Annotated in this window: 21 protein-coding genes; 9 read left to right on the forward strand and 12 right to left on the reverse strand. The window is 63.4% G+C overall.

The features are described from left to right. A complete protein-coding gene (locus NKH42_RS09015; RefSeq protein ID WP_352686741.1) occupies positions 1 to 903 on the reverse strand; it encodes a histone deacetylase family protein in 903 nt (300 codons plus the stop codon). 50 nt (positions 904 to 953) lie between these two features. Between NKH42_RS09015 and NKH42_RS09020 the strand changes: the two genes are divergently transcribed. Further along, entirely contained in the window at positions 954 to 2,378 is a 1,425-nt protein-coding gene (locus NKH42_RS09020; RefSeq protein WP_352506232.1) for an MATE family efflux transporter, read from the forward strand. A 3-nt stretch (positions 2,379 to 2,381) separates the two neighbouring features. Here the strand turns inward: NKH42_RS09020 and NKH42_RS09025 are convergent, their stop codons facing one another. Both NKH42_RS09025 and NKH42_RS09030 read right to left on the reverse strand, forming a co-directional pair. Then, the gene (locus NKH42_RS09025; protein WP_352974042.1) at positions 2,382 to 3,458 is read right to left on the reverse strand and encodes a quinone-dependent dihydroorotate dehydrogenase; all 1,077 of its coding nucleotides are present in this window, start codon (positions 3,456 to 3,458) and stop codon (positions 2,382 to 2,384) included. Continuing rightward, positions 3,455 to 3,805, reverse strand: coding sequence for a DUF952 domain-containing protein (locus NKH42_RS09030; RefSeq protein ID WP_352506197.1), 351 nt, complete (start codon positions 3,803 to 3,805; stop codon positions 3,455 to 3,457). The genes NKH42_RS09025 and NKH42_RS09030 overlap by 4 nt, the downstream gene beginning before the upstream one ends. A gap of 126 nt (positions 3,806 to 3,931) precedes the next feature. On the opposite strand from NKH42_RS09030, the gene NKH42_RS09035 reads away from it, so the two are divergent. Together NKH42_RS09035 and NKH42_RS09040 are read left to right on the forward strand one after the other, a co-directional pair. After that, the gene (locus tag NKH42_RS09035; RefSeq protein ID WP_352506198.1) at positions 3,932 to 4,363 is read left to right on the forward strand and encodes a hypothetical protein; all 432 of its coding nucleotides are present in this window, start codon (positions 3,932 to 3,934) and stop codon (positions 4,361 to 4,363) included. A 119-nt stretch (positions 4,364 to 4,482) separates the two neighbouring features. Next, complete coding sequence (locus NKH42_RS09040; RefSeq protein WP_502896127.1) at positions 4,483 to 5,145, forward strand: response regulator transcription factor; 663 nt, start codon at positions 4,483 to 4,485, stop codon at positions 5,143 to 5,145. Positions 5,146 to 5,148: 3 nt separating this feature from the next. On the opposite strand, the gene NKH42_RS09045 is transcribed toward NKH42_RS09040, so the two are convergent. After that, the gene (locus NKH42_RS09045) at positions 5,149 to 8,637 is read right to left on the reverse strand and encodes a PAS domain-containing hybrid sensor histidine kinase/response regulator (RefSeq protein ID WP_352506233.1); all 3,489 of its coding nucleotides are present in this window, start codon (positions 8,635 to 8,637) and stop codon (positions 5,149 to 5,151) included. 233 nt (positions 8,638 to 8,870) lie between these two features. Here NKH42_RS09045 and mscL point away from each other — a divergent pair, with 233 nt between their 5' ends. Both mscL and NKH42_RS09055 read left to right on the forward strand, forming a co-directional pair. Continuing rightward, the gene (gene mscL, locus NKH42_RS09050; RefSeq protein ID WP_352506200.1) at positions 8,871 to 9,293 is read left to right on the forward strand and encodes a large conductance mechanosensitive channel protein MscL; all 423 of its coding nucleotides are present in this window, start codon (positions 8,871 to 8,873) and stop codon (positions 9,291 to 9,293) included. Between the two features lie 112 nt (positions 9,294 to 9,405). After that, positions 9,406 to 10,572, forward strand: coding sequence for a pyridoxal phosphate-dependent aminotransferase (locus NKH42_RS09055; protein ID WP_352506201.1), 1,167 nt, complete (start codon positions 9,406 to 9,408; stop codon positions 10,570 to 10,572). A 36-nt stretch (positions 10,573 to 10,608) separates the two neighbouring features. Here the strand turns inward: NKH42_RS09055 and hemA are convergent, their stop codons facing one another. Beyond that, positions 10,609 to 11,886 carry a 5-aminolevulinate synthase gene (hemA, locus tag NKH42_RS09060; RefSeq protein ID WP_254816350.1) on the reverse strand — a complete coding sequence of 426 codons (1,278 nt, stop codon included), beginning with the start codon at positions 11,884 to 11,886 and terminating at the stop codon, positions 10,609 to 10,611. A 265-nt stretch (positions 11,887 to 12,151) separates the two neighbouring features. Between hemA and galE the strand changes: the two genes are divergently transcribed. Continuing rightward, complete coding sequence (gene galE, locus NKH42_RS09065) at positions 12,152 to 13,147, forward strand: UDP-glucose 4-epimerase GalE (protein ID WP_352754469.1); 996 nt, start codon at positions 12,152 to 12,154, stop codon at positions 13,145 to 13,147. Positions 13,148 to 13,190: 43 nt separating this feature from the next. Next, complete coding sequence (locus tag NKH42_RS09070; RefSeq protein ID WP_352974044.1) at positions 13,191 to 14,441, forward strand: D-amino acid dehydrogenase; 1,251 nt, start codon at positions 13,191 to 13,193, stop codon at positions 14,439 to 14,441. 36 nt (positions 14,442 to 14,477) lie between these two features. Here NKH42_RS09070 and NKH42_RS09075 read toward each other — a convergent pair whose 3' ends face one another. The 7 genes from NKH42_RS09075 to NKH42_RS09105 form a co-directional block, all read right to left on the reverse strand. Beyond that, the gene (locus NKH42_RS09075; protein ID WP_352751511.1) at positions 14,478 to 15,848 is read right to left on the reverse strand and encodes an FGGY-family carbohydrate kinase; all 1,371 of its coding nucleotides are present in this window, start codon (positions 15,846 to 15,848) and stop codon (positions 14,478 to 14,480) included. Beyond that, complete coding sequence (gene rhaM, locus NKH42_RS09080) at positions 15,845 to 16,162, reverse strand: L-rhamnose mutarotase (RefSeq protein ID WP_352751512.1); 318 nt, start codon at positions 16,160 to 16,162, stop codon at positions 15,845 to 15,847. Before rhaM ends, NKH42_RS09075 begins: the two co-directional genes overlap by 4 nt. Beyond that, positions 16,162 to 17,163: an ABC transporter permease gene (locus NKH42_RS09085; protein WP_352751514.1), complete on the reverse strand. Its 1,002-nt coding sequence runs from the start codon at positions 17,161 to 17,163 to the stop codon at positions 16,162 to 16,164. The genes rhaM and NKH42_RS09085 overlap by 1 nt, the downstream gene beginning before the upstream one ends. Next, the gene (locus NKH42_RS09090; RefSeq protein ID WP_254820007.1) at positions 17,160 to 18,137 is read right to left on the reverse strand and encodes an ABC transporter permease; all 978 of its coding nucleotides are present in this window, start codon (positions 18,135 to 18,137) and stop codon (positions 17,160 to 17,162) included. Before NKH42_RS09090 ends, NKH42_RS09085 begins: the two co-directional genes overlap by 4 nt. Further along, positions 18,134 to 19,675 (reverse strand): sugar ABC transporter ATP-binding protein, encoded by a 1,542-nt coding sequence (locus tag NKH42_RS09095; RefSeq protein ID WP_352751516.1) that lies wholly within the window; start codon positions 19,673 to 19,675, stop codon positions 18,134 to 18,136. The genes NKH42_RS09090 and NKH42_RS09095 overlap by 4 nt, the downstream gene beginning before the upstream one ends. Positions 19,676 to 19,758: 83 nt before the next feature. Then, positions 19,759 to 20,754 (reverse strand): rhamnose ABC transporter substrate-binding protein, encoded by a 996-nt coding sequence (gene rhaS, locus NKH42_RS09100; protein ID WP_254820009.1) that lies wholly within the window; start codon positions 20,752 to 20,754, stop codon positions 19,759 to 19,761. A 54-nt stretch (positions 20,755 to 20,808) separates the two neighbouring features. Then, on the reverse strand, positions 20,809 to 21,618 hold the full coding sequence (locus tag NKH42_RS09105; RefSeq protein WP_352702247.1) for a DeoR/GlpR family DNA-binding transcription regulator: 810 nt from the start codon (positions 21,616 to 21,618) through the stop codon (positions 20,809 to 20,811). A 187-nt stretch (positions 21,619 to 21,805) separates the two neighbouring features. Between NKH42_RS09105 and NKH42_RS09110 the strand changes: the two genes are divergently transcribed. Both NKH42_RS09110 and rhaI read left to right on the forward strand, forming a co-directional pair. Then, entirely contained in the window at positions 21,806 to 23,908 is a 2,103-nt protein-coding gene (locus NKH42_RS09110; RefSeq protein WP_352738466.1) for a bifunctional rhamnulose-1-phosphate aldolase/short-chain dehydrogenase, read from the forward strand. Positions 23,909 to 24,023: 115 nt separating this feature from the next. Then, complete coding sequence (gene rhaI, locus NKH42_RS09115) at positions 24,024 to 25,316, forward strand: L-rhamnose catabolism isomerase (protein WP_352506211.1); 1,293 nt, start codon at positions 24,024 to 24,026, stop codon at positions 25,314 to 25,316. Positions 25,317 to 25,585: the final 269 nt, after the last annotated feature.

Below are 25,585 nucleotides of genomic sequence, written 5' to 3' on the forward strand. Positions count from 1 at the left end.
TCAGGCGTATTCCGCAGCCAGCTCGAACAGGATGGCGTGGCGTGCGGCGAGTGCTGCGACATCCGCCGAATAGCCGCCGCCGATGACCCCGCACACCGGGATATCGAGCGTGCGGAAATGGCGGATCACCATATCGTCACGGGCGCGCAGCCCGTCATCCGTGAGCGACAACCTGCCGAGCCGGTCCTCGACATGGACATCGACGCCGGCATTGTAGAAGACGAGATCCCAGCGCCTTCGCGCCGACAGCTCCGGCAGGATGGCGTTCAGCCGCTCCAGATAGGCTGCATCGCCGGCGCCGTCGGGCAGGGCGATGTCCAGATCGGAGGCGATCTTGCGCGCGGGGTAGTTGCGGTCGCCATGCATGGAGAAGGTGAACACGCGCGGCTCGTCGCCCAGGATGTCGGCCGTGCCGTCGCCCTGATGCACGTCGAGGTCGACGACCAGGATGTTTTGGGCAGCAGCTTCGGCAAGCAGCACCAGCGCGGCAACGGCTACGTCATTGAAGGTGCAGAAGCCGGCGCCGTGCGCGCGCCGCGCATGATGGCTGCCGCCGGCGGTGTTGCAGGCGGTGCCGGTCAGCAAGGCCAGCCGCGCCGCCAGCACCGTGCCGGCCGTTGCGAGCTGCGCCCTCAGCGAAACCCGCTGTCCAATGGGGAAACCGATCTCGCGCTCGATCCTCACCGGCACTTCGCAGGCAAGCACCTGGTCGACATAGTCTGCCGCGTGGGCAAGCTTCAGCCATGATGGCCGCGCCGCCTCCGGCATGTTGAGCGCTTTGGGCTGCGCCAGGCCGCGCGCCCGCAAGGCATCCATCAGCAGCGGATATTTGCTCATCGGGAAGCGGTGGTTGACCGCGAAGCCGGCGTCGTAGTCGGGATGATGAACGATCTGCAAGGGCATGGGACGGGCGGTGCGCCAGAGGCGGGTTTCGGTTGACCATAGCGGGGTGGATGGTTGCGCGAGGTCCCCAAATTGGGGCACATCGGCCAGCCGATCAAGCCGCAACAGGAAGCAACACGCGTTTGGAGCAGGCTTTACCCACCGAAGCCCACGCCACCGAAGCCAGGGCCTTCGTCGTCACCAACCGCTCGGTGCTCGCCATCGCCGTGCCGATGACGCTCGCCTATCTGACGACGCCGTTGCTCGGAATCGTCGACACGGCGGTGGTTGGGCAGTTCGGCGATGCCGCCCTTCTCGGCGGCCTGGCGGCCGGCGCCCTGATCTTCGACGTCGTTTTCACCACCTTCAACTTCCTGCGCTCCGGCACCACCGGCCTCGTCGCCCAGGCCTTCGGGCGCGGCGATGCGCTGGAGGAGCAGGCGGTGTTCTGGCGCGCCGTGCTGATCGCGGTCGTCGCCGGCGTCGTGCTTGCCGCGCTTGCGCCGCTGGTTTCCGCCGCCGGGCAATGGTTCATCGGCGCCGAACCGCGCGTCAGCGCGGCGATGGACGTCTATATCCGCATCAGGATGCTCGCAGCGCCGTTCTCGCTGATCAATTACACCATCCTTGGCTACGTGCTTGGGCGCGGCGAGGGCGGGCTCGGGCTGATGCTGCAATTGATACTGAACGGCATCAATATCGCTCTCTGCTTCCTGCTTGGGCTGGAGCTCGGCTGGGGCGTTGCCGGCGTTGCCTGGGCAACGGTCACCGGCGAATTCGTCGCCATGCTGCTTGGTCTTACCATTGTCGGCCGGCGCTTTTGGGCAGCGCCCACGCTGCCGCGCCACCGCGTCCTCGACTTGCCGGCATTCCTGCGCATGATGTCGCTCAATCGCGATATCATGATCCGCTCCTTTTCGCTGCTCGCCGCCTTTGCGCTGTTCACGCGTCAAGGCGCGCAGTTCGGCACGCTGACGCTGGCCGCCAACGCCGTGCTGATGAACCTCTTCCTGGTTGCCGGCTATTTCCTCGATGGTTTCGCCACTGCCGCCGAGCAGCTCGCCGGCCGCGCCATTGGAGCGCGCGCCGCCACCGCCTTTAACCAGGCGGTGCGGCTGACGCTGCTTTGGGGGCTCGGTCTGGCGGGCGCGGCGACGCTCTTCTTCCTGCTGGAGGGCACCGATCTCGTCGCCCTGATCACGACCTCGACGGACGTTCGCGCCATTGCCGACATCTACTTGCCATGGGCGGCGTTCACCGCGCTCAGCGGCGTGCTGGCTTTCGAGATGGACGGTGTCTTCATCGGCGCAACATGGTCGCGCGACATGCGCAACATGATGCTGGTGTCGTTCCTGTCGTTTAGCGCCGCCCTGCTGATTCTGGTGCCGGCCTTCGGCAATCACGGATTGTGGGCGGCGTTGCATGTCTTCCTGCTGGTACGCGGCTTCAGCCTGCTCGCCATATTGCGGCTGCGGGTGCGCACCGCCTTTAACTGATCGCTAAAGCGGTTTCACCGCCCATTGATCGAGGCGGCTGTCGCGAAGCTCGCGCAGCGACTTCAGCCCTTGACTGTCCATGAAACGGGCCATGCCGGAAAGAATGCGCCCCGGCAGCGCGGGCCCAGCATAGATCATGCCGGTATAGAGCTGCACGAGATCGGCGCCGGCGCGGATCTTTTCCAGGGCCGTCTCGGCGGAATCAACGCCGCCGACGCCAAGGATAGTGGGATCCGGGCCAAGCAGTTTTCGCATCCTTGCCAGGACGATGGTCGAGCGCTCGAACAAGGGTTTCCCCGAAAGCCCGCCAGCCTCGCTGGCAAGGCCGGCGCTGCGCAGGCCGGATCGCGCGATCGTGGTGTTGGAGACGATGAGGCCGTCAATCTGCTTCTCGGTGAGCTCGGCGGCGATGTCCTCCAACTCGGCCTCGACCAGGTCCGGTGCGATCTTGAGGAAGACGGGTGGTCTCGCGGATGCTGCCTCACGCGCGGCCATGACACGCGACAGAAGTTCGCCAAGTTGTTCGCGTGCCTGCATGTTGCGCAGGCCCGGCGTGTTCGGCGAGGAGATGTTGATTGCCAGATAACTGGCATATCGCGCAAACCGGACCACGCCGCGTTCATAGTCACTGACGCGGTCAGTGCTGTCCTTGTTGGCGCCGATGTTGACGCCGACGATGCCGGCACGGCCCATGCGGGCGGCAAGGCGCTTTTCCGCGGCCTCGTGGCCCTCATTGTTGAAGCCCAGCCGATTGATCACCGCCCCGTCCGAAGGCAGCCGGAAAACGCGCGGCTTCGGATTGCCGCCCTGCGGCAGCGGCGTGATCGTGCCGACCTCGGCGAAGCCGAAGCCGAGGCCGAGCAGCGCGTCCGGCACTTCGGCATTCTTGTCGTAACCCGCCGCCATGCCGAGCGGGTTCGGGAAATCGAGTCCGCAAAGGTTGACCTTTAGCCTGTTGTCCTGCGGCGGACGACCGGCGACCGGCAGCCCGCATCTCAGCGCGGCGATCGACAGTCCATGCGCGGTTTCCGGATCGAGCGTGAACAGCAGTTTCTGGCCGATCCGGCCGAGCGCGCTCATTCGGCCTCCAGCGCCGGGAATTCATGCTGCCCGTCGGCGCCGAGCGGCAATGCCCGCACCGAAACGACCGCATCGAGGCCGAGCGCGTCGTAGAGATGCGGGAACAAGGCGCCGCCGCGCGAGACCTCATATTTCAGCGCATTGCCAAGGTGCGCGCCGTCGACGGCGACCAGCAGCAACCCGCCCTGGCCGGCGAAATGTTTGGCCGCCGTTTCCCGAACCTGCCCGGCGGTGGAAAAATGGATGAAACCGTCGGCGACGTCGATCGGCGCGCCGGTGAAGCGGCCTTCCCTTTCGGCCTCGCGCCACAGCGCCTCGGGAACTATCTTGTAGATGATCTCGGACATGGTTGCGCTATAGTCCGAACCGACCACGCGGGGAAGGGCAGGCCCGTGTTCTTCCCCATTTCAGGTTCGTCCCCATTTCAGGCGCAAACTGTGATAGATTGCGCTGGATGGCTCATGGAGGAAAACATGCGTCTGAAACACGTCTTGATCCCCGCAGCACTGGTCTCGCTTATAACGGCGTCGGCCTTTTCCGAGGAAGCCGATCGCTACCGGCTGGAAAAATCGGCCAATGGCTATGTCCGCATGGATACGCAAACCGGCGCCATGTCGCTCTGCGAGGAGCGCTCCGGTCAGCTTGTCTGCAAGACGGCGGCCGACGAACGTGCCGCCTTCCAGGATGAGGTCGACCGGCTGCAAAATTCGGTGAAGGCGCTCGACGAACGTGTCGCCAAGCTCGAAAATTCGCTTGCCGCGCGTTTCGAATCGACTTTGCCCAGCGAGGAGGATTTCAACAAGACGATGGGCTACATGGAGCGCTTCCTGCGTAGCTTCATGGACATCGTCAAGGACATGGACAAGGACGAAGACGGCGCCAAGCCCAATTCGCAAAAGACCTAGGCAATTCGCAACAAGACCTGGGGCGGGAACAGCAAGCCGGCCACGCCGAACAGCAGGCGTAGCGTTATGATCGTTCAGATCCTGCAAGGCGGAAAATCGCCAACGGGATTGGGGGAGGGATATCACCGTTGGGCTACACATTCGTCATTGTCGACGATCATCCGCTTTTTCGCGGGGCATTGAGGGAGGCACTCGCGGGCATCGGAGACGTTGCCGCCATTCACGAGGCCGGCGACTTCGAAAGCGCCAAGGCGCTGGTCCTGGCCAATGAGGATGTCGATCTGGTGCTGCTCGATCTCTCGATGCCGGGGGCAAGCGGTCTTTCCGGCCTGATTTCGTTGCGCGGCATCCATCCGGCGGTGCCAATGATGGTGGTCTCGGCGCATGACGATCCGGTGACGATCCGGCGCGCGCTCGATCTCGGCGCCTCCGGCTTCATCTCCAAATCGGCCAGCATGGAGGAGATCCGCAATGCGGTGCAGTCGGTGCTCGCAGGTGATATCGCGGCGCCCGCCGGGGTCGATCTCGGCGTCGAGCGCGATCCCGAGATTTCCGACCTGATCAAGCGGCTGCAGGCGCTGACCCCACAGCAGACGCGCGTGCTCGGCATGCTGGCTGAGGGACTGCTCAACAAGCAGATCGCCTATGAGCTCGGGGTCTCCGAAGCGACGATCAAAGCGCATGTCTCGGCCATCCTGCAGAAGCTCGGCGTCGACAGCCGCACCCAGGCAGTCATCCTTTTGTCCAAAATAGGCAGCGACCCGCTGCAGACGGCCGGCTGATCCCTATTCGGCCGCCGGCGCCAGCGGCCTGACCCTGGCCATCATCGAGCGCAGCATCGCCGGTTTCAGCGGTTTGCTGATCACCGGCACGTCGAGCCTGCCGGCGGCGGCGCGAACCTCGCTGGAACGGTCGGCGGTGACCAGCACGGCCGGCAGGTCCTCGCCATGGATCGCACGCAACTGGGCGATCAATTCGAGGCCGGTCCTGTTGTCGAGATGATAGTCGGCAAGCACGATGTCCGGCCGATGCATGCCGGACCTGTCGAGCTCCTCCGCGCCGGATAGCGTGTCGACGCTGCAGCCCCAGCCCTCGAGCAGGAGCCGCATGCCGTCGAGGATGCGGCCGTCATTGTCGATGCAGAGCACATTGAGCCCGGCAAGCGAGGCCGCGGCACGGGCAGGCGGCTTCGCCTCGGCCTCGCGTCGCGGCGCCTGCACGGCCGCCGCAGGGAGCAGCACGGAAAAGCGTGTGCCCTTGCCGGGGTTGGAGAAGATCCGGATTTCGAGGCGCAGGACGCGGGCGATGCGGTCGACAATGGAGAGCCCAAGGCCAAGGCCTTCCGCCTCGCGCGCGCCCTCGTCCAGCCGGGTGAATTCGCGAAACACGGTGTTCAGCTTGTCGCCGGCAATGCCGATGCCGGTGTCGATCACCTGGATCTCGGCCAGTTCGCCGCGCCGCCGCACGCCGACCAGGATACGGCCACGGCGCGTATACTTGATGGCGTTGGAGACCAGGTTCTGGATCAGGCGGCGCAGCAAATTGCGGTCCGTCATCACGCTGAGCGACGACGGCATGATCGAGAGCTCGAGCTTCTTTTCGGCGGCAAGCGGCCGGAAGTCGTTGCCGATCTGGCGCAGCAGCCCGTCGAGGCCGAAGGTCGTATCGTCCGGCTTCATCGCGCCGGCATCGAGGCGCGAAATGTCGAGCACCGCGCCGAGGATGGTCTCGACCGATTCCAGCGACGATTCGATGTTCATCGCCGCCTTGCCGGCAGGCCCCTTGCCGGTCTTCTCGATCAGCGACGAGCAATACAGGCGGGCGGCGTTCAACGGCTGCAAGATGTCGTGGCCGGCGGCAGCGAGGAAGCGGGTCTTGCCGAGATTGGCCTCCTCGGCCAGCATCTGCGCCTGCGCCAGCTCCTCGTTGACGCGGGTGAGCTCGGCGGTGCGGCTCTTCACCCGCTGTTCCAGGGATTCGTTGGCGCGCTTAAGCGCCAGATCCTGCTCGACGCGTCCGGAAATGTCGGCGTAGGTGGCGACGATGCCGCCGTCCGGCATCGGGTTGGAGCGCAATTCGAGAATGCGCCCGCTGGTCTTCAGCTCCATCTGCCAGGGGCTGACGAAGCTGGTCAGGCGGTTCAGCATGGTAACGCGTTGATCTGCCGGTATATCGCCGCGCTCGGCAAGGTGGCGCAGGATACGATCGAGTGAGACGCCGACCTGGCCCATCTCGTCGGGCAGGTCGAACAGCGCCCGGTACTGGCGGTTCCAGCAGATCAACCGGAAATCCCGGTCGAAGACAGTGATGCCCTGTTCCATCTGGTCGAGCGCGATCTGCAGCAGGTCGCGATTGTGCTGCAGCGCCTCGGTGGCGTCGTCGAGCAGGCGGAAGGCGTCCTTGGATTCGCGGTCGTTGCGGCGCAGCAGCAGCGACAGGATCAGCCGCGCCGAGGACGAGCCGACGGCGCTGGCCAGAAGCTGCTCGGAGAAACGGATGACATCCATGCTGGCCTGCTCGTTGCCGTGCAGTGAAGTGCCGCTGCTCTTTTCGAATGACTGGAATGACCGCTCGGTGCGTTCGACACCGAGATAGCGCGCGATCGTGTCCTTGAGGTCGTTGACGGTGATGGTGGTGCGGAAGCGGCGCAGGCTCGGCAGCGGCCCCGCCTCGCGCGGCACGAAGATCGACGCCTGGATGCGCTCCAGCGGCACCGACGCCCGCGACAGCGAGCCGAACACAAAAAACAGCGTGTTGATCGACAGGCTCCACAGCACGCCATGGTTCAGCGGCTCGGCGACGGTGCCGAAAAGAGCTTGCGGCCGCAACGCATCTAAGCCGAACAGGCCGTGGACGAGGATGCCGGTATCGGGCGCGACGAGCGAGGGAAGCAGCAGCGTGTAGCTCCAGACGACGATGCCGGCGACCATGCCGAGTGCGGCACCCCGGCCGTTGGCGCCGCGCCAGACCAGGCCGCCGATCATTGCCGGCGCGAACTGCGCGATCGCGGCGAATGACATCAGGCCGATCGAGGACAGACGCGCGTTGTTGGTGCTCTCGCGGTAGTAGAGGAAGGCGATAAACAGCATGATGAAGATCGCCGCCCGCCGCACATTCAAGATGAGCGTCGACCAGTCCTCGTTCTCGGAGGTCGTGGTCCGCAGCAATCGCCTCACGAACAGAGGAATGACCAGATCGTTGGAGATCATGATCGACAGCGCGACGCTCTCGACGATCACCATTGCGGTCGCCGCCGACAGGCCGCCGATGAAGGCGGCCATGGCCAGCACGTCGTGGCCGCTGAACAGCGGCAGTGACAGCACATAGAGGTCGCTGCTGGTTCTCGTGCCGACCAGTTCCAGGCCGGCCAGCGCGATCGGCAGCACGAACAGGTTGATCGCCACCAGATAGAGCGGAAACACCCATGTCGCGGTGCGCAGCTCGGCCTCGCTGCGGTTTTCGACGATGGTGACGTAGAACTGGCGCGGCAACATGAGGATGGCAAAGCCGCTCAGGCATGTCAGCACCAGCCAGGTAGCGAGGGAGGTGTTGTAGCCCATCGCCTGGCGCACCTGCGTGTTTTCGGCGAGCCGGTCGAACATGTCGCCCGGCCCGCCGAAGATCAAGAACGTGACCATCAGGCCGATCGCCAGGAAGGCGGCGAGCTTGACCACCGTTTCGACTGCCACAGCCAGCACCAGCCCGTCCTGGTGTTCGGTGGCGTCGGCATGGCGCGTGCCGAACAGCACCGCGAACAGCGCCAGCAGCATGGCCACGACCAGTGAGATGTCGCTGACGAACGGATCGAAGGAGGGCGGCGCGCCGGTATAGTGTTCGACCATCAGGCTGACCGAGCCGGAGATTGCCTTCAATTGCAGCGCCATATAGGGCACCGCCCCGATGGTCGCGATCAGTGTGGCGATCGCCGCGACAGCAAAACTCTTGCCGTAGCGGGCGCCGAGAAAGTCGGCGATCGAGGTGATCTTCTCGGTCTTGGCCAGCCTGACGATGCGCTGCAGCAGCGGAAAGCCGAACACAAACACCAGCACCGGTCCGATATAGATGCCGAGGAACTCGAGGCCGCGCTCGGAGGACAGCCCGACCGAGCCGAAGAAGGTCCAGGAGGTGCAGTAGATGGCAAGGCTGAGCGCATAGATGAAGGGCCGGGCGCGGCCGGGGCCGGATGAAGTCGAGCGCCGGTCGCCCAGGCTGGCGATGGCAAACAGCAACGTCACATAGGCAATCGCGATGATGACGATGAACCAGCCCTGCACGCCTCGAACTTCCTCCCTGCGCCGGCTTTTCATCCGGCCTTGCTGACGCAATCACAGCTTGGCGATCGAGTCCATCGCGGCTTTCGGCGTATTATAGCGGCTGCGTCAGGCAATCGTGACCGGCTGAAACCAGCTTTTGCTCCTGTTGCAACCGCAGGTTTTTGCTATTCTGCTGGCCGGTCAATGCCGAGGAGCGGACGGCAGAACGGCCGGTCAGGACAAGGAGGAGTCGAATGCTGAAAGAGTTTCAGGAATTCATTTCCAGGGGCAATGTGATGGACCTGGCCGTCGCCGTCATCATTGGCGCTGCCTTCGGCAAGATCGTCACCTCGCTGGTCGACGACATCATCATGCCTATTGTTGGCGCGATCTTCGGAGGACTGGACTTCAACAACTACTTCATACCCCTGTCTTCCGCGGTGAATGCAACCTCACTGGCCGATGCGAAGAAACAGGGCGCTGTCTTCGCCTATGGCAGCTTCATCACCGTGGCGCTGAACTTCCTTATCCTCGCTTTCATCATCTTCCTGATGATCAAAGCGGTGAACAATCTGCGCCAGCGGCTGGAGCGCGAAAAACCGGCTGCCCCGGCCGCTCCGCCGCCAGCCGACGTCGCGCTGCTCACCGAAATTCGCGATCTCCTCGCCAGAAAATAGCACTTGCGAGAACCTCTCTGGACCAAAACCCTGGTCGCTTGCGGCCGGGGTTTTCTGTTTTCGCCCGCCCTGAAACACGCTAGCAGTCGAGCAAACGAAAACGGACCTATCCATGACCTTGATCGATACCTTGCGCGCCGAGGCTCGGGCGGCGCCTGAAAGCGGCATTGTCGCCGTCATGAACCGTGGCCGCGGCCGCGACGGCATGATCCCGCTCTGGGCCGGCGAGGGTGACCTGCCGACGCCCGCCTTCATCACCGATGCCGCCGCCAAGGCACTCGCCGGCGGCGAAACCTTCTATACCTGGCAGAGAGGCATTCCCGAACTCAGGCAGGCGCTCGCCCGCTACTACACCAGGCATTTCGGCAAGACTTTCGCCAACGAAGAATTCATCGTCACCGGCTCCGGCATGCATGCCATCCAGCTGGCCATCGACGCGGTGGCCGGCAAGGGCGACGAACTCGTCTACCTGTCGCCGGCATGGCCGAACTTCGCCGCCGCCGCCGGGGTAGCCGGCGCCGTGCCAGTCGCGGTGACGCTCGATCAGTCGGGCAATGGCTGGTCCTGCGATGTCGACAAGATCGCAGCGGCGATCACGCCACGGACCAAGGCGCTGTTCGTCAACACGCCGTCCAACCCGACCGGCTGGACTGCCGACAAGGAAACGTTGCAGGCGATCCTCGATCTTGCCCGCCAAAGGGGTCTGTGGATTATCGCCGACGAGATCTACTCGCTGTTTCATTACGGCCACGGCCGCGCGCCGTCGTTCATCGACATCATGGCCGATGAGGACCGCATTCTGTTCGTCAATTCTTTTTCCAAGAACTGGGCGATGACCGGCTGGCGCATCGGCTGGATCAAGATCCATCCCACCTTGCAGCAGGTGTTCGAAAACCTGGTCCAGTATTCGACTTCCGGCGTTGCCCAGTTCATGCAGCGCGGGGCCGTCGTTGCGCTGGATGAGGGCGATGCCTTCATCGTCGAGCAGGTGGAGCGGGCGAGGGCGGCGCGCGACCTGGTCTGCGGTATTCTTGCCGAAACCGGCCGGGCGCGCTTCACCGTGCCGCAGGGCGCATTCTATCTGTTCTTCGCGGTCGACGGCGTCACCGATTCCCGCGCCGCCGCCTTCGACATGGTCGACCGCGCCAATGTCGGCCTGGCCCCCGGCACCGCCTTCGGCCCCGGCGGCGAAGCCTTCCTCAGGCTGTGCTTCCACCGCCGCCTCGACCAGCTCGAAGAAGCCGCGCACCGGCTGGCGAAATGGATGACGAGTGTGTGAGCTGCCTCAAAGCCTGAGTAGAGTTTCAAACGGGCTTCACCCGCCCGACTTCGGCACCAGCAACGGAATGACGCGGTCGCTCTTGGCTACTGAAGGCCGGCCGGCCGAACCGTAGGGAATCCCCAACGCGTCCCATGTCTCGACCAGCGCGTCCTGCAGGGAGGCAATCAGCGCGTCCGAATGGAACGGTGTAGGCGTGATGCGCAGCCGCTCGGTGCCGCGCGGCACTGTCGGGTAGTTGATCGGCTGGATATAGATGCCGTGCACACCGAGCAAGCGGTCGCTGGCCATCTTGCAGAGCTCGGGATCGCCGACCAGAAGCGGCACGATGTGGGTAGGCGATTCCATCACCGGCAGGCCGGCTGCGGCCAGCACTTGCTTGGTCCGTGTCGCCTGACGCAGCTGCGCGTCGCGCTCGGCCTGCGAACGCTTGAGATGGCGGATCGAGGTGGTTGCCGCTGCAGCGATCGCTGGCGGCAACGCCGTGGTGAAGATGAAGCCCGGCGCATAGGAACGCACCGCGTCGATCACCGCAGTGTTGCCGGCGATGTAGCCGCCAAGCGTGCCGAACGCCTTGGCCAGCGTGCCCTCGATGATGTCGATGCGGTCGGCCAGCCCTTCGCGCTCGGTGATGCCGCCGCCGCGCGGCCCGTACATGCCGACGGCGTGGACCTCGTCGATGTAGGTCATGGCGTTGTAACGCTCGGCGAGTTCGACGATCTGCTTGATCGGCGCGATGTCGCCGTCCATCGAATAGACGCTCTCGAAGACGATCAGCTTGGCGCGCTCGCGGCCAGCCGTCTGCAGCAGGCTTTCGAGATGTGCCACGTCATTATGGCGGAAGATCTTCTTCTCGGCGCCCGAGCGCCGCACGCCCTCGATCATCGAAGCGTGGTTGAGTTCGTCCGAGATGATCAGGCAATTGGGAAGCAGCTTTGCAATGGTCGAGATCGACGCCTCGTTTGAAACGAAGCCGGAGGTAAAAACCAGTGCCGCTTCCTTGTCGTGCAGGTCGGCAAGCTCCAGTTCGAGCTCGACCAGCGGGTTGCTGGTGCCGGAGATGTTGCGGGTGCCGCCGGCACCCGACCCCATCTTGCCTGCCGCCTTCTGGAACGCGGCAATGACGTCGGGATGCTGGCCCATGCCGAGATAATCGTTGGAGCACCAGACGGTGATTTCCTCGGCGCGGCCATTGGCGCGCCAGATGGCGCGCGGGAATTTCCCGACGATACGCTCAAGGTCGGCGAAGACGCGGTAGCGACGCTCCGCATGGAGCTGGTCGATCGCTTCCTCGAAAAACCGCTGGTAGTTCATGTCGCCTTCCCAATTTTGCGCGCGATCATAGTCATTGGCCCATTCGTCGTCCACTTGGCCTTTTTGGTCAAAATGCCACGCCCCGAGCCTGTTCCTAACGACCACGGAACGTGGCCTATTCCCTTGATGTGGATCAATCTTGTTTCAGGACAATGCCACGCGCCGATGAGACCGGTTACCGCAGGTTCTAATGGCTCGGCGGCAGGTTTTCCAGTAAGGCGACGATTGAGACAGTTCCGACAAATCATGAATAGCGAGGATGCGGATGACGGTTTTGGTGACAGGCGGGGCCGGCTATATCGGTAGCCATATGGTCTGGGAATTGCTGGACACGGGTGACAGCGTCGTCGTCCTCGACCGGCTTTCCACCGGCTTTGAATGGGCAGTGGCTCCGGAAGCAAAGCTCGTCGTCGGCGACGTCGCCGACAGGGAACTGGTTGCCTCGATCATCCGCGACAATAAGGTCGACGCGATCATCCATTTCGCCGGCTCGATCGTGGTTCCCGAATCGGTCGCCGACCCGCTTGCCTATTACGAGAACAACACCTGCAAGACGCGCACCTTGATCGAGACCGCGGTGCGCGAAGGCGTGCCCAATTTCATCTTTTCCTCGACCGCCGCCGTCTATGGCGGCGCCGGCCTGGAGCCGGTACGCGAGGATGCCCGGCTTGCGCCGGAATCGCCCTATGGCCTGTCCAAGCTGATGAGCGAATGGATGCTGCGCGACGCGGCGATTGCCCATGGGTTGCGCTATACGGCGCTGCGCTATTTCAACGTCGCCGGCGCCGATCCGAAGGGCCGCACCGGCCAGTCGACGCCCGGTGCCACGCATCTGATCAAGGTCGCCTGCGAGACGGCGCTCGGCAAGCGCTCCTTCATGCAGGTGTTCGGCACCGACTATCCGACGCCGGACGGCACCTGCATGCGCGACTATATCCACGTCAGCGACCTGGCGGCGGCGCATCGGCTGGCGCTTCAGCGGCTGCGTGCCGGCGGATCGAACCTGGTCGCCAATTGTGGCTACAGCCACGGCTATTCGGTGCTCGAGGTCATCGACAGCGTCCGCCGCGTCTTCGGCCATGATTTCGACGTGCGGATGGGCCATCGCCGCGCCGGTGACGCCGCCGCGGTGGTCGCCAATTCGGAGCTGGCGCGTGGCGAGCTCGGCTGGACCCCGCAGCGCGACAACCTCGACCAGATCGTTGCCGATGCGCTTGCCTGGGAGCGCATCCTGACCAGCAAGAATTCGGCTCTGGGGTGAAGCGGGCTCTCCGCAAAGGTTGGTTCGGCGCGCTGGGGGCGGAATGAAAATCCTGGTATTTGGGGCCGGCGTCGTCGGTACGGCGGCGGCCTATTATCTGGCCAGCGACGGCCATGAGGTGACGGTGATCGAGCGCCATCCGGCGGCAGCACGCGGCACCAGCCGGTCGAATGCCGGCCTGGTGTCGCCCGGAGACGCCACCGCTTGGGCCTCGCCAGCCGCGCTGAAGACGTTCCTGCGCGGCCTCTACAACCACGATCTCGGCATCAAGGTGCGGCTGCGCTTCGATCCGTATTTTTTCGCCTGGAGCCTGCGCTTCCTGCGCCAGTGCACGCATAAGCGCATGCGCGCCAACACCGATGTCAAGCTGCGTCTGGCGCTTTATTCGCGCGACTGCATCAACGCCGTCTCCGCCGAGACCGGCATCCACTATGACGAGCGCAAGAAGGGCATTCTGTATTTCTTCCGCTCGCAGCAGAGCTTTGATACCGGCACCGACAATTACCGCTATCTCGGCGAACACGGCCTGCCGATCGAGATCGTCGGCCGCGACCGGCTGGTCGAGCTCGAGCCGGGCCTCGCCGGCGCCAAGGACAAGATTGCCGGCGGCGTCTATTCGCCGATCGACCAGACCGGCGACTCCAGCCAATTCACGCAGCGCCTCGCTGCCTATGCCGCCGAGAAACTCGGGGTCCAATTCCTCTACGGCACCACGGTCGAAGGCCTCGACATCGACGGCGGCCGCGTGCGCGCCGTGATGACCTCGGCCGGCCCGGTGGCCGGTGACGCGGTGGTCATTTCCATGGGGCCGGAGAGCGGTCTGCTCGGCCGCCGCTACGGCATCGATCTGCCCCTCTATCCGGTGAAGGGCTATACCGTGACTGTTCCGCTGGAAGATGAAAGCAAGGGGCCGATCATGGGCGGCGCCGACGAGGACCGGCTGATCGGCTATTCCAGGCTGGGAAACCGGCTGCGGATGTCCTCGACGGCGGAGTTCACCGGTTTCGACCGCACGTTCAAGCCACGCGATTTCAACTCGATCCTGAACACCGGCAAAGACTTGTTCCCCGGGGCTTTCGACGAGAGCAAGGCCGAGCTCTGGGCTGGACTTCGCCCGATGATGCCGAACTCCGTGCCGGTCATCGGCCGGGCGCGGTACGACAATCTCTACCTCGACACCGGCCACGGCCATCTCGGCTGGACCATGGCCTGCGGCTCGGGAAAGTTCCTTGCCGACATAGTTGCCGGCCGCAAGCCGGAGATCGATCCGCAGGGATTGCTCTACGTGGGCTAGGCATCTCCGAACATCAGGACGCCATGAGCTCGGCGGTCAGGCTCGTTCGTCGACCGCCGAACGCCAGGAGCGCACGTAACTTGTCCAGACCGGATCGGCCGACGGTTCGGTCCTTTCGCCTCTGCCTTGCGGTGTCCCCTGGTCCGACGCCAGCAAGGCGGCGCCGATGCTGGTACCAGTCGCAGCCTCGGAGGCAATGGCGGCGCGCGCAGTCGCCGCAGCCAGCATGCGGGTGAACAGCCGGTTGCGGGCGAAGGGTCCTTCGACGACGGTGGGACCGTCCGCGCCGATCAGGTCGAGGCAGGTCGCGGTCATCAGCGCCAGGTAGAACGAGATGGCGACAAAGCGCTGGCCGGTGGTGATGCTTTCGGCACTGAGCCATGCGGCGGCGTGATGTGGAAACGGCCCCGAGCCCTGTTGCGTGGAAGGCAGCAGCATTGTCTTGTGCGCCAGCACCGCGGCGACATCGTCTTCCGTCCAGTCTTCCGATTGGCCCTCGGTCAGCAGGGAGAACTCACGGCCGCCCATGAAGCGCGCCGACGGCACGGGATCGCCGAGCGCGTTGACATTGACCAGCGTGTCGCGTGCCGGGTCGAGCCCGACCTTGTTGCCGCCAATCGCCATCGACACCACCCAGGTGCCGGTCGAGACAACGCAGAAAGGCGGCTTGTCGGACAGAAGATGCGGCAGCAGCGAGGCGTTCGAATCGTGCAGGCCGCAAAACACCGGCGTTTGCGGGTCTAGGCCGGTTTGTCGGGCAAGGGCGGGCAGGATCGGCCCCAGGCGGTCCTTGGCCGGCCGCATCGGCGCCATTAGCCGGCGCCATTGCAGCCGGTCGACCAGCGAGGAAAAATCCGCTTTCCACGGGTTCCATAGATCGGTGTGGCAGCCGAGCGAAGTCACCTCGCTGGCGGCGACGCCGGTCAGGCGCAAGGCCCAGTATTGCGGATACATCAGCATCGCGGCGGTTCTGGCGAAATCCGCCGGAAAGCGCTTCTGCTGCCAGAACAGCTGCGCGCCGAGATTGAGGCCGGCAGGCAGGCGCGGCGTGCCGGTCTCGAAGAATGCCGGACGGATCGTGTCATAGTCCCCGGCAAGGGCATCCGGTCCGTCGAATTCGTAATCGAGCACCGGCAGCGCCAGTTCGCCTGATGCATCGACCAGCACTCCCGTCGCGCCATGAGTGGTGATCGATATCGCGTCGACGGAATGCTCTTGATCGATCTCGGCCAGGCTGCCGAGGATGAACGACCACAGAAGCTCGACGTCATGATGCGGGTACGGCCCTTGTCGAACGGGCGCGTTGGCGACCCGCCGCAGCGCGACTTCGCTTGATGTGGCAAGATCGACCAGCGCCACCTTGGCGTTGGTCTTGCCGATATCGATGACGGCGACGTGACGGGTCATTCCATATGGAACATTGTTTCCAGCGGCACCGCCACCGGCTCGTTGTTTGTCTTCGTCTCCATGATGTCGGTCATTTCGGCCCACCAGCGCTGCATCACCGGATGCTTCGGCAATTCGTCCATGCCGTGGCCATCGCGTCGCCACAGCACGCCGAACAGTATGTTAGTGTCCTCGTCGAGATGGATCGAATAGTCGGATACGCCGGCCTGTTTCAGCAACGCGACGAGGGACGGCCAGATCTCGTCATGACGCCTCTTGTATTCGGCCTTCATGCCGGGATTGAGCTTCATTTTGAACGCGTATTTCTCGGGCATCAGGTAAAGCGCTCCCGCCGCACGCGCCGCCACAGGATCGGCAGCGCGATGACGATGATCAGCAGCAGGCCGATGAAGATCGACATGACGATCCCCGGCACGTTGAGCAGGCCGAGGCCGAAGGTCACCAGCCCCATGATGAAGGCCGCGAGCACGACGCCCACTATGCTGCCGGCCCCGCCCAGGATGCTGACGCCACCAAGCACCACCATGGTGATGACTTCCAATTCATAGCCTTGCGCGATCGACGGCCGGGTCGAGCCGAGCCGCGAGGTGATCAGCACCGAGGCGATGCCCGCCATCAGGCCGGTCAAGCAAAACAGGATGAATTTGATGCGGCCGACACGTACGCCGGAAAACTGCGCCGCGACCGGGTTGTTGCCGATGGCAAAGACCCGGCGGCCGAAGCTCGTCCGGTGCAGAAGGAACCAGTAGACGACTGCCGCGATCAGGAACAGCGTCAGTTCGAACGACACCACCCACCAGACATAGCCCTGGCCGAAGAAGGCGAAGCTCGCGGGATAGCCCTTGTAGGCCTGGTCGCCCAGGATGATGAAGGCAATGCCGCGAAACAGGCTCATCGTGCCGATGGTGACGACGATCGACGGCAAGCCGAGCCTGGTGACGAGCACGCCGTTGAAGGCGCCGCAGCCGAGCCCGACGACGAGGCCGATTGCCACCAGCGCCGGAGTGCCGGCGCCGGCCTGCACTGCCATGCCCATCATCGTTGACGCCAGCGCAATGATGGCGGCGACCGACAGGTCGATTTCGCCGGAGATGATCAGCAGCGCCATGGCCAGCGCGATCAGCGCCTTTTCCGTGAAGTTGAAGGTCAGGTCCGAGAGTGACCAAGCGTCGAGGAAATAGGGCGAGGCAAAACTGTTGACGGCAAAGATGGCGACCGCCACCGCGACGAGCAGCGCCTCCCAGGAGAAGACCGCCGCAGTGAATGGCTTGTCGAGCCGGTCGGGAATGTGGCGTGGAGCAGGGGTGTCGGTCATGCCGCTTCCGCCTTCTTGAGAATGATGCGGCCTTGCCGGCGTTCGCCGCGCGCGTTGAGCACCACGGCCAGGATGATGGCGCTGCCTGAAATCGCCATCTGCCAGAAGGGTGAGATGTTGATCACCGGCAGCGCGTTGGAGATGATGCCGAGGAACAGCGCGCCGAGCACCGCGCCGCCGACCGAACCGATGCCGCCGGCAATCGAAATGCCGCCGATGACGCAGGCGGCGATGATATTGAGCTCATAACCATTCGCGACCTCGACCGAGGCGATGACGTAGCGCGAAATCCACAGATAGCCACAGAGGCCGCCGATCATCCCCGAGATGCAGAAGACGATGAATTTCGTCCGGCCGACATCGATGCCGGCATAGACCGATGCGGTCGGGTTGACGCCGATGGCATAGATCGAGCGGCCGAGCGCGGTGCGCGTCATCACGAGGAAAAACAATGCAATGACCAGTATGGCGATCCAGGACAGAACCGGAATGCCGAGGAAAGCGGCGCGCTGCAGGCCGATGAACTCAGCGCTCATCTGGTCGGCGTTGACCCAGGCGCCGCCTGATATGACGAAGGTGGCGCCGCGGTAGATGGTGAGGGTGCCGAGCGTTACCACGATCGAGGGAATGTTCAACCGCCATACCAGCAGGCCGTTGATGGCGCCGAGCACGAGGCCGACCAGCAGTGCGATGACGATCAGCAGCGGGATCGGGATCGCCGGATGCGCGGCGTTCAGCATCGCCACCACCATGCCGGTGAAGCAGAGGTTGGAAGCCATCGACAGGTCGATCGAGCGGGTCAGGATGACGACCATCTGGCCGAGCGCCAGGATCATCAGGATCGACGTGTCGTTGAACACCTGGCGCAGATTGGCCGGATCGGCAAAACCTGGAAACCGCGTTGAGATCAGCCCGATCAGCACGACGATTGCCGCCAGCAGCCAGACCTCGCGATATCTGAGAAAAGCCTTCATGACGCGATCCCCGCTGCCGTCCTGACCAAGGTTTCGGCGTCGAGCCCCTTATTGTCGTAGACCGCGGCAATGCGGCCCTCGCGCATGACGACGACGCGGTCGGACATGCCGAGGATTTCCGGCAGTTCGGACGACACCATGATCACCGACAGGCCTTGCGCGACGAGCTCGGCCATGAAGCCGTGCACGGCCGCCTTGGAGCCGATGTCGATGCCCTTCGTCGGCTCGTCCAGGATGATCACCTTGGGCGCGGTCGCCAGCCATTTGGCGATGACGATCTTCTGCTGGTTGCCGCCCGACAGCGTGCCGACGTCCTGGCTGAGCGAAGAGGCGCGCAGATCGAGCCGCTCTGTGTAGGAACGGGCCAGCGCGAACTCTTCGGCCAGCCGCAATATGCCGGATTTGGATGTCCGTTTGAGCGAAGGCAGCGAAACGTTCTGGAAGATCGGCAGGCCGATCACCACTCCTTGTTTGCCGCGTTCCTCCGGCACATAGACGATGCCGGCATCGATCGAATCCGCCGCCGATTTCGGCGCGATTGCCTTGCCTTCCAGCGTGATCGTGCCGCGGCTGGTGCGGGTGATGCCCGATATCGCCTGCATCACCTCGCTGCGCCCGGCGCCGACAAGGCCGTAGAAGCCAAGGATTTCGCCCCTGTGCAGCTCGAAGCCTATGTCGTCGAACTCGGTCGGGTGCGACAGGCCGGAGACGGCCAGCACCGGCGCGCCGATCTCGGCCTTGCGCTGCGGAAAGATGAGATCGACCGAGCGGCCGACCATCATACGCACGATCTGGCTCTGGCCGGCGTCCTTGATCAGGCCTTCGCCGACCATCTCGCCGTCACGGAACACGGTATAGCGGTCGGCGATGCGGTAGATCTCATCGAATTTGTGGCTGATGAACAGGATCGCCTTGCCGTCGTTCTTGAGGAATTCGATCAGCAGGAAAAGCTCTTCGATCTCCTTCATCGAAAGCGCTGCCGTCGGCTCGTCCATGATGACGATCCGGGCGTCGATCGACATGGCGCGGGCAACCGCCACGAGGTGCTTGTTGGCGATGCCGAGATCCTTCAGCCTGGCGTCGGCTTCGATATGGCCGGCGCCCATCGTATCGAGCACCTCGCGGGCATTCTTGCGCATGGTGCGCCAGTCGATGGTTTTGAAACGCGTGCGCGGCGCATGGCCGAGGAAGATGTTTTCGGCCACCGTCAGGTCGTCGAACAGCACGGTTTCCTGGTGGATGGCGGTGATGCCATGCCCGAACGCGGCGTGGGCGCTGGGCAGTGTGACCGGCTGGCCGTCGATGCTGATGGTGCCAGCATCCGGTTGGTAGATGCCGGTCATTATTTTGACCAGCGTCGACTTGCCGGCGCCGTTTTCGCCGATCAGCGCGGTCACCTGGCCGGGATAGAGCGACAGGCGGACGTCGTGCAGCGCACGCACGCCGGGAAAGCTTTTCGAGATGCCGGACAGCGTCAGGCGCGGTCCGGAAGACAAAGGCGCTTCCTTTGCCATTTCGTGTTGGGCTGTCGTGTCCATAATCGTATCAAGCCCTGAAACAAGGTTCGTTTGAAAGCGCGGCGGGACCTGAGCCCCGCCGCACCGTTTCGAAGGCTCCAGGATCAATAGATCTTGGAGAACTTTTCGATGTTCGACTTGTCGAACTGGAAGGGCGGAGCCATGGCAGCCGAATTGGTGTCGTCGAGCGTGACCTTGCCGACGCGGCCGATCGACAGCGTAGCACCGGGCTTGGCTTCTTCCTTCTTCACCGCCAGGTCGTGGGCGAGGTAGACGGCGGAGTAGCCGAGATCGATCGGGTTCCACAGCGCAACCGCCTGGCTGGCGCCATTGTCGATGAACTTCTTGAACTCCGACGGCAGCGCCAGGCCGGTGACGTTGACCTTGCCGATCAGGCCTTCATCGGTCACCACCTGCGCGGCGGCAACGACGCCGACCGTGGTCGGTGCGATGATCGCCTTGAGGTTCGGATAGGACTTCAAAAGACCCTTGGCTTCATCCGTGCTCTTGGCCGAGTCGTCGTCGCCATAGACGGTGGCGACGAGCTTGATCTTGGGGAACTTCTCCGGCAGCACCTTCTTGGCCGCGTCGATCCAGGCATTCTGGTTGGTCGCGGTCGACGAAGCCGACAGGATGGCGACGTCGCCGCCTTCAGGCAGGTAGTCGGCGGCAAGCTTGATGATGGTCTCGCCGATCAGGTTGGTGTCGGAGGGGTTGAGGTGAAGCTGGCGTCCTTCCGGCGCGACGCCCGAATCCCACGAGATGACGGTGATGCCGCGCTCCATCGCCTTCTTGAGCACCGGCACCAGCGCGTCGGCGTCGTTCGCCGAAATGGCGATGGCGTTGACCTTCTGTGCGATAAGCGAATTGACCACTTCGATCTGCGCTTCGGCGGTCGCCTTGGTCGGGCCGGTGTAGATGATGTCGACATCGCCTAGTTCCTTGGCCGCCTCTTCGGCGCCTTTGTTGGCGGCGTCGAAGAAGCCGTTGCCGAGCGACTTCACCACCAGCGCGATTTTGACGTTCTCAGCATAGGCGGCATTCACGAACATGGCGGCGGAGAACGCCGCCGTAACCATCAATTTCCTAAAGAAGCTCATCGAACATCCTCCCTTGAGCGTTGCATTCCATCGCCGCTGCGGGCGTGAGTTTTCTCAGGCCTGCAGCGAAGATTCTTCTTTATTGCTTGCCGTTGTGCGGGCGATGATCAGCGTCACGCCGGCGGTCTCCAGCATCTTGGCTTCGCGATCCTCGATGCCGTCGTCGGTGATCACCGTGGCGATGCGCGACAGGCCGCACAGGATCAGGCTCGAGCGTCTGCGGAACTTCGAGGAATCGACCAGCACCACCAACTCGTCTGCCTGGTCGATCAGCTTCTGCTCGGCCTGGATCAGCAGCGGGTCGCCTTCCATCAGACCGAGCGGTCCCAGTCCCTGCGCGCCCATGAACATGCGGCGCGCGTAAAAATTGCGCGTCACGTCATTGTCGAAGGGCGACAGGATGATGTTCTGCTCGCGGTAGATGGTGCCGCCCGACAGCATTACCGTGTTCTTGGAATGTCTGAGCAGGTGCTCGGCGATCGGAAAGGAATTGGTGAAGATCGGCATGCGCCGGCCGGTCAGGAAATGCACCATCTGGAAGGTGGTGGTGCCGCCATTGATGATGATCGGCTCGCCATCCTTGCAGAGTTCCACGGCTTCCCGCGCGATTGCCCGTTTCTGCGCAGCGTTGATGGTCTCGTTGACGGAAAAGGGCCGGCCGGCAAGGCCGATGAACTGCGGCGGCGAAAGCGCCTCTGCACCGCCGCGCACCCGGCGCAGGCGTTTTTGCACGTGCAATGCCGCGATGTCGCGCCGAATCGTCGCCTCGGACGACTCCGTCAGGTCGACCATCTCCTGCACCGTCACCACAGGTTTTTCCTGGACGGCGGACAAAATGATCCTGTGGCGCTCTTTCTCGTGCATGGTTCCTCCCTGCTTGAGCATCTAGGCACCCAAAGCGCGCAGTGTCAATCATTTCCGATCAGATAATTTCATTGTGCAATGCAATATGACTGATATTGATCGTTTGTGATTGACAAGACAGCCGCTTGCGTAGAAATTCGTACAAAAGGGACCGGCGCCGTTTGCGTGTCCCAAAGGGAGGATACCTATGCTCGACAAGCGCTCCGGCACGCGCCTCGCCAATCTTTGGGATAACGCAAAAGCGCAAGCAATGAGCGAACCGGAACGTCTGGTCTATCGCTCGAACGTCCTTGGCTCCGACAAGCGCGTCACCAATTATGGCGGCGGCAACACCTCCTCCAAGATCTGGCAAAACGATCCGCTCACCGGCGAAAGCGTGGAAGTGCTGTGGGTCAAGGGCTCGGGCGGCGACAGCGCCTCGATCAAGCTCGACGGCTTCGCCACACTGTACATGGATAAACTGCGGGCGCTGAAGGGTCTCTATCGCGGCCTCGAACATGAAGACGAGATGGTCGGCTATCTGCCTCACTGCACCTTCAATCTCAACCCGCGCGCGGCCTCGATCGACACGCCGCTGCATGCCTTCGTGCCGAAGCCTTATGTCGATCATATGCATCCCGACGCCATCATCGCCATTGCCGCCGCCAAGGATTCGCAGGCGCTGACCAAGGAGATCTTCGGCGACACGATCGGCTGGCTGCCATGGAAACGTCCGGGCTTCGAACTCGGCCTGTGGCTGGAGAAATTCTGCCTCGAGAACCCCGACGCCAAGGGCGTCGTGCTGGCCAGCCATGGTCTGTTCAGCTGGGGCGACACGCCGAAGGAATGCTACGAGACCACGATCTCGGTTATCAATCAGGCAATCGACTGGTTCGAGCGCAAGAGCCAGGGCAAGCCGATCTTCGGCGGCGAAGTCGTCAAATCCCTCGATGCGCCGGCGCGTCGCGCCGTGGCCGCAAAACTGATGCCGAGGATCCGCGGCCTGATCTCCGAGAACAGCCACAAGCTCGGCCATTTCGATGATTCGCCTGCCGTGCTCGAATTCGTCAATTCCAGGGATTTGCGGCCGCTGGCGGCACTCGGCACGTCCTGCCCGGACCATTTCCTGCGCACCAAGATCCGGCCGCTGGTCATCGAGTTCGACCCTCAAAATCCCGACGTCGATGCCGTCATTGCCCGTCTTGCCGATGACGTGGCGGAGTATCGCGTCGGCTATCAGGCTTATTATGACCGCTGCAAGCACCCGGATTCGCCGCCGGCGCGCGATCCCAACGCCGTGGTCTATCTGGTGCCCGGCGTCGGCATGTTCACCTTCGCCGGCGACAAGGCGACGGCGCGCATTTCAGGCGAATTCTACGTCAACGCCATCAACGTCATTCGCGGCGCCTCGACGGTGTCGGCCTATGTCGGCCTGCCCGACCAGGAAGCCTTCGACATCGAATACTGGCTGCTCGAAGAGGCAAAGCTGCAGCGCCTGCCGAAACCAAAGGCCCTTGCCGGCCAGATCGCGCTGGTCACCGGCGGCGCCGGCGGCATCGGCCGGGCCACCGCCAACCGGCTGCTGCGCGAAGGCGCGTGCGTCGTGCTGGCCGACATCGACGAAGCAGCCCTTGCCAGCGCCAATGAGGAGCTTGCCAAGGCTTATGGCAAGGATTTCGTGCGGCCCGTCGTCATCAACGTCACGTCCGAGGACCAGGTGATCTCCGGTTTTGCCGAGACGGCGGTCGAATTCGGCGGCATCGATATCCTCGTGTCGAATGCCGGCCTGGCAACCTCGGCGCCGATCGAGGACACCACGCTGGCGCTGTGGAACAAGAACATGGACATCCTGTCGACCGGCTATTTCCTGGTTTCGCGCGAAGCGTTCCGGCTGTTCCGGGCGCAAAACATCGGCGGCAACATCGTCTTCGTCGCTTCCAAGAACGGGCTTGCCGCATCGCCCAACGCCGCCGCCTATTGCACGGCCAAGGCCGCCGAGATCCATCTGGCACGCTGCCTGGCGCTGGAAGGGGCGGAAGCACAGATCAGGGTCAATGTCGTCAATCCCGACGCCGTGCTGCGCGGCTCGAAGATCTGGAGCGGCGAGTGGAAGGAACAGCGCGCCGCCGCCTACAAGATGTCGACCGACGATCTCGAGGAGCATTACCGCTCGCGTTCGATGCTGAAGCGCTCGGTATTCCCAGAGGACATCGCCGAAGCGATCTATTTCTTCGCCTCCGATATGTCGGCAAAATCGACCGGCAACATCATCAACGTCGACGCCGGCAACGCACAGAGTTTTACGCGATAAGCGACCGTCTTTGAGGGGTTGGCGCCGAGGCCGGAACTTTACCCTTCTCCCCGGGGGAGAAGGTGCCGGCAGGCGGGTAAGGGGCAGCGCCAACCGAACGCATTTGGGAGGAACCATGTCCGAAACCATCATCTCCGTCGACCTCGTCGACAAGCATAATGCCGCGCGCAACGCCGACCTCAAGCGCGATTACGACTCTCTCGGCGAGCGCCTCGACCGCCGCGGCATCGCCATCGACGCTGTCAGAGACAAGGTCGAGAAATTCGCGGTCGCCATTCCGTCCTGGGGCGTCGGCACCGGCGGCACCCGCTTTGCCCGTTTTCCAGGCGCTGGCGAGCCGCGCGACATTTTCGACAAGATCGAGGACTGTGCCGTCATCCGGCAACTGACGCAGGCGACGCCGACCGTCTCGCTGCATATTCCCTGGGACAAGGCCGATCCGAACCGGCTGAAGCAGGCGGCATCCCGCTTCGGTCTCGGCTTCGACGCCATCAACTCGAACACCTTCTCCGACGCCAGCGACCAGAAGCTTTCCTATAAATTCGGCTCGCTGTCGCATGCCGATGCAGCAACACGCCGGCAGGCGGTCGAGCACAACCTCGAATGCATCGAGATCGGCAGGACGCTGGGCTCGAAAGCGCTGACGGTGTGGATCGGCGACGGCTCGAACTTCCCCGGCCAGGTCAACTTCGCCAAGGCATTCGAGCGCTATCTCGACGCGATGAAGGAGATCTACGCCGGGCTGCCGGACGACTGGAAGCTGTTCACCGAGCACAAGATGTACGAGCCGGCCTTCTATTCGACCGTCGTGCAGGATTGGGGCACCAACTACATCATCGCCAAAGAGCTTGGCGACAAGGCGTTCTGCCTGGTCGACCTCGGCCATCACGCCCCCAACGTCAATATCGAGATGATCGTGTCGCGGCTGATCCAGTTCAAAAAACTCGGAGGCTTCCACTTCAACGATTCGAAATATGGCGACGACGACCTCGACGCCGGCTCGATCGATCCCTACCGCCTCTTTCTGGTCTTCAACGAACTGGTCGATGCCGAGCTTTCAGGCGCCGAAGGCTTCGATCCGGCCCACATGCTCGACCAGAGCCACAACATCACCGATCCGATCGAAAGCCTGATGCTGTCGGCGATAGAAGTGCAGCGCGCCTATGCGCAGGCGCTGCTGGTCGACCGCAGGGCGCTCGAAGGCTTCCAGGATACCAACGACGCGCTGATGGCGACGCAGACGTTGAAGATAGCCTATCGCACCGATGTCGAGCCGATACTTGCCACGGCACGGCTGAAGACAGGCGGCGCCATCGATCCAGTCGCCGCCTACCGCGCCGCCGGCTACCGGGCGAAGGTTGCAGCGGAACGGCCGGCGGTGGCGAGCGTCGGCGGCGGGATTGTTTGATGCTGGTGAAAATGAAAAACCCGCCTGAGGCGGGTCGTTGGAGCCAAATAGCACCATACCCAAATTAGTAGCATAGCTGCCGGCACAAAGCAAGAACAAAATTGCTTGTCAGCGTTGGATCGTGGCTTCATTTCAGCTTGGGTTCCTCTCCGCCATGAATGGGTGCCATGAATGGTGTCGATAGAAGGCGCAAGCCTCGCCATATCTTCCCATTAATGTCAGTAGACTCAACCTCTCCAGGCGCGTTTCCTAGGCCTACCCACGCCTCG

The organism is Mesorhizobium sp. M1142, assembly GCF_040318565.1.
In the GTDB taxonomy this organism is placed as follows: Bacteria; Pseudomonadota; Alphaproteobacteria; order Rhizobiales; family Rhizobiaceae; genus Mesorhizobium.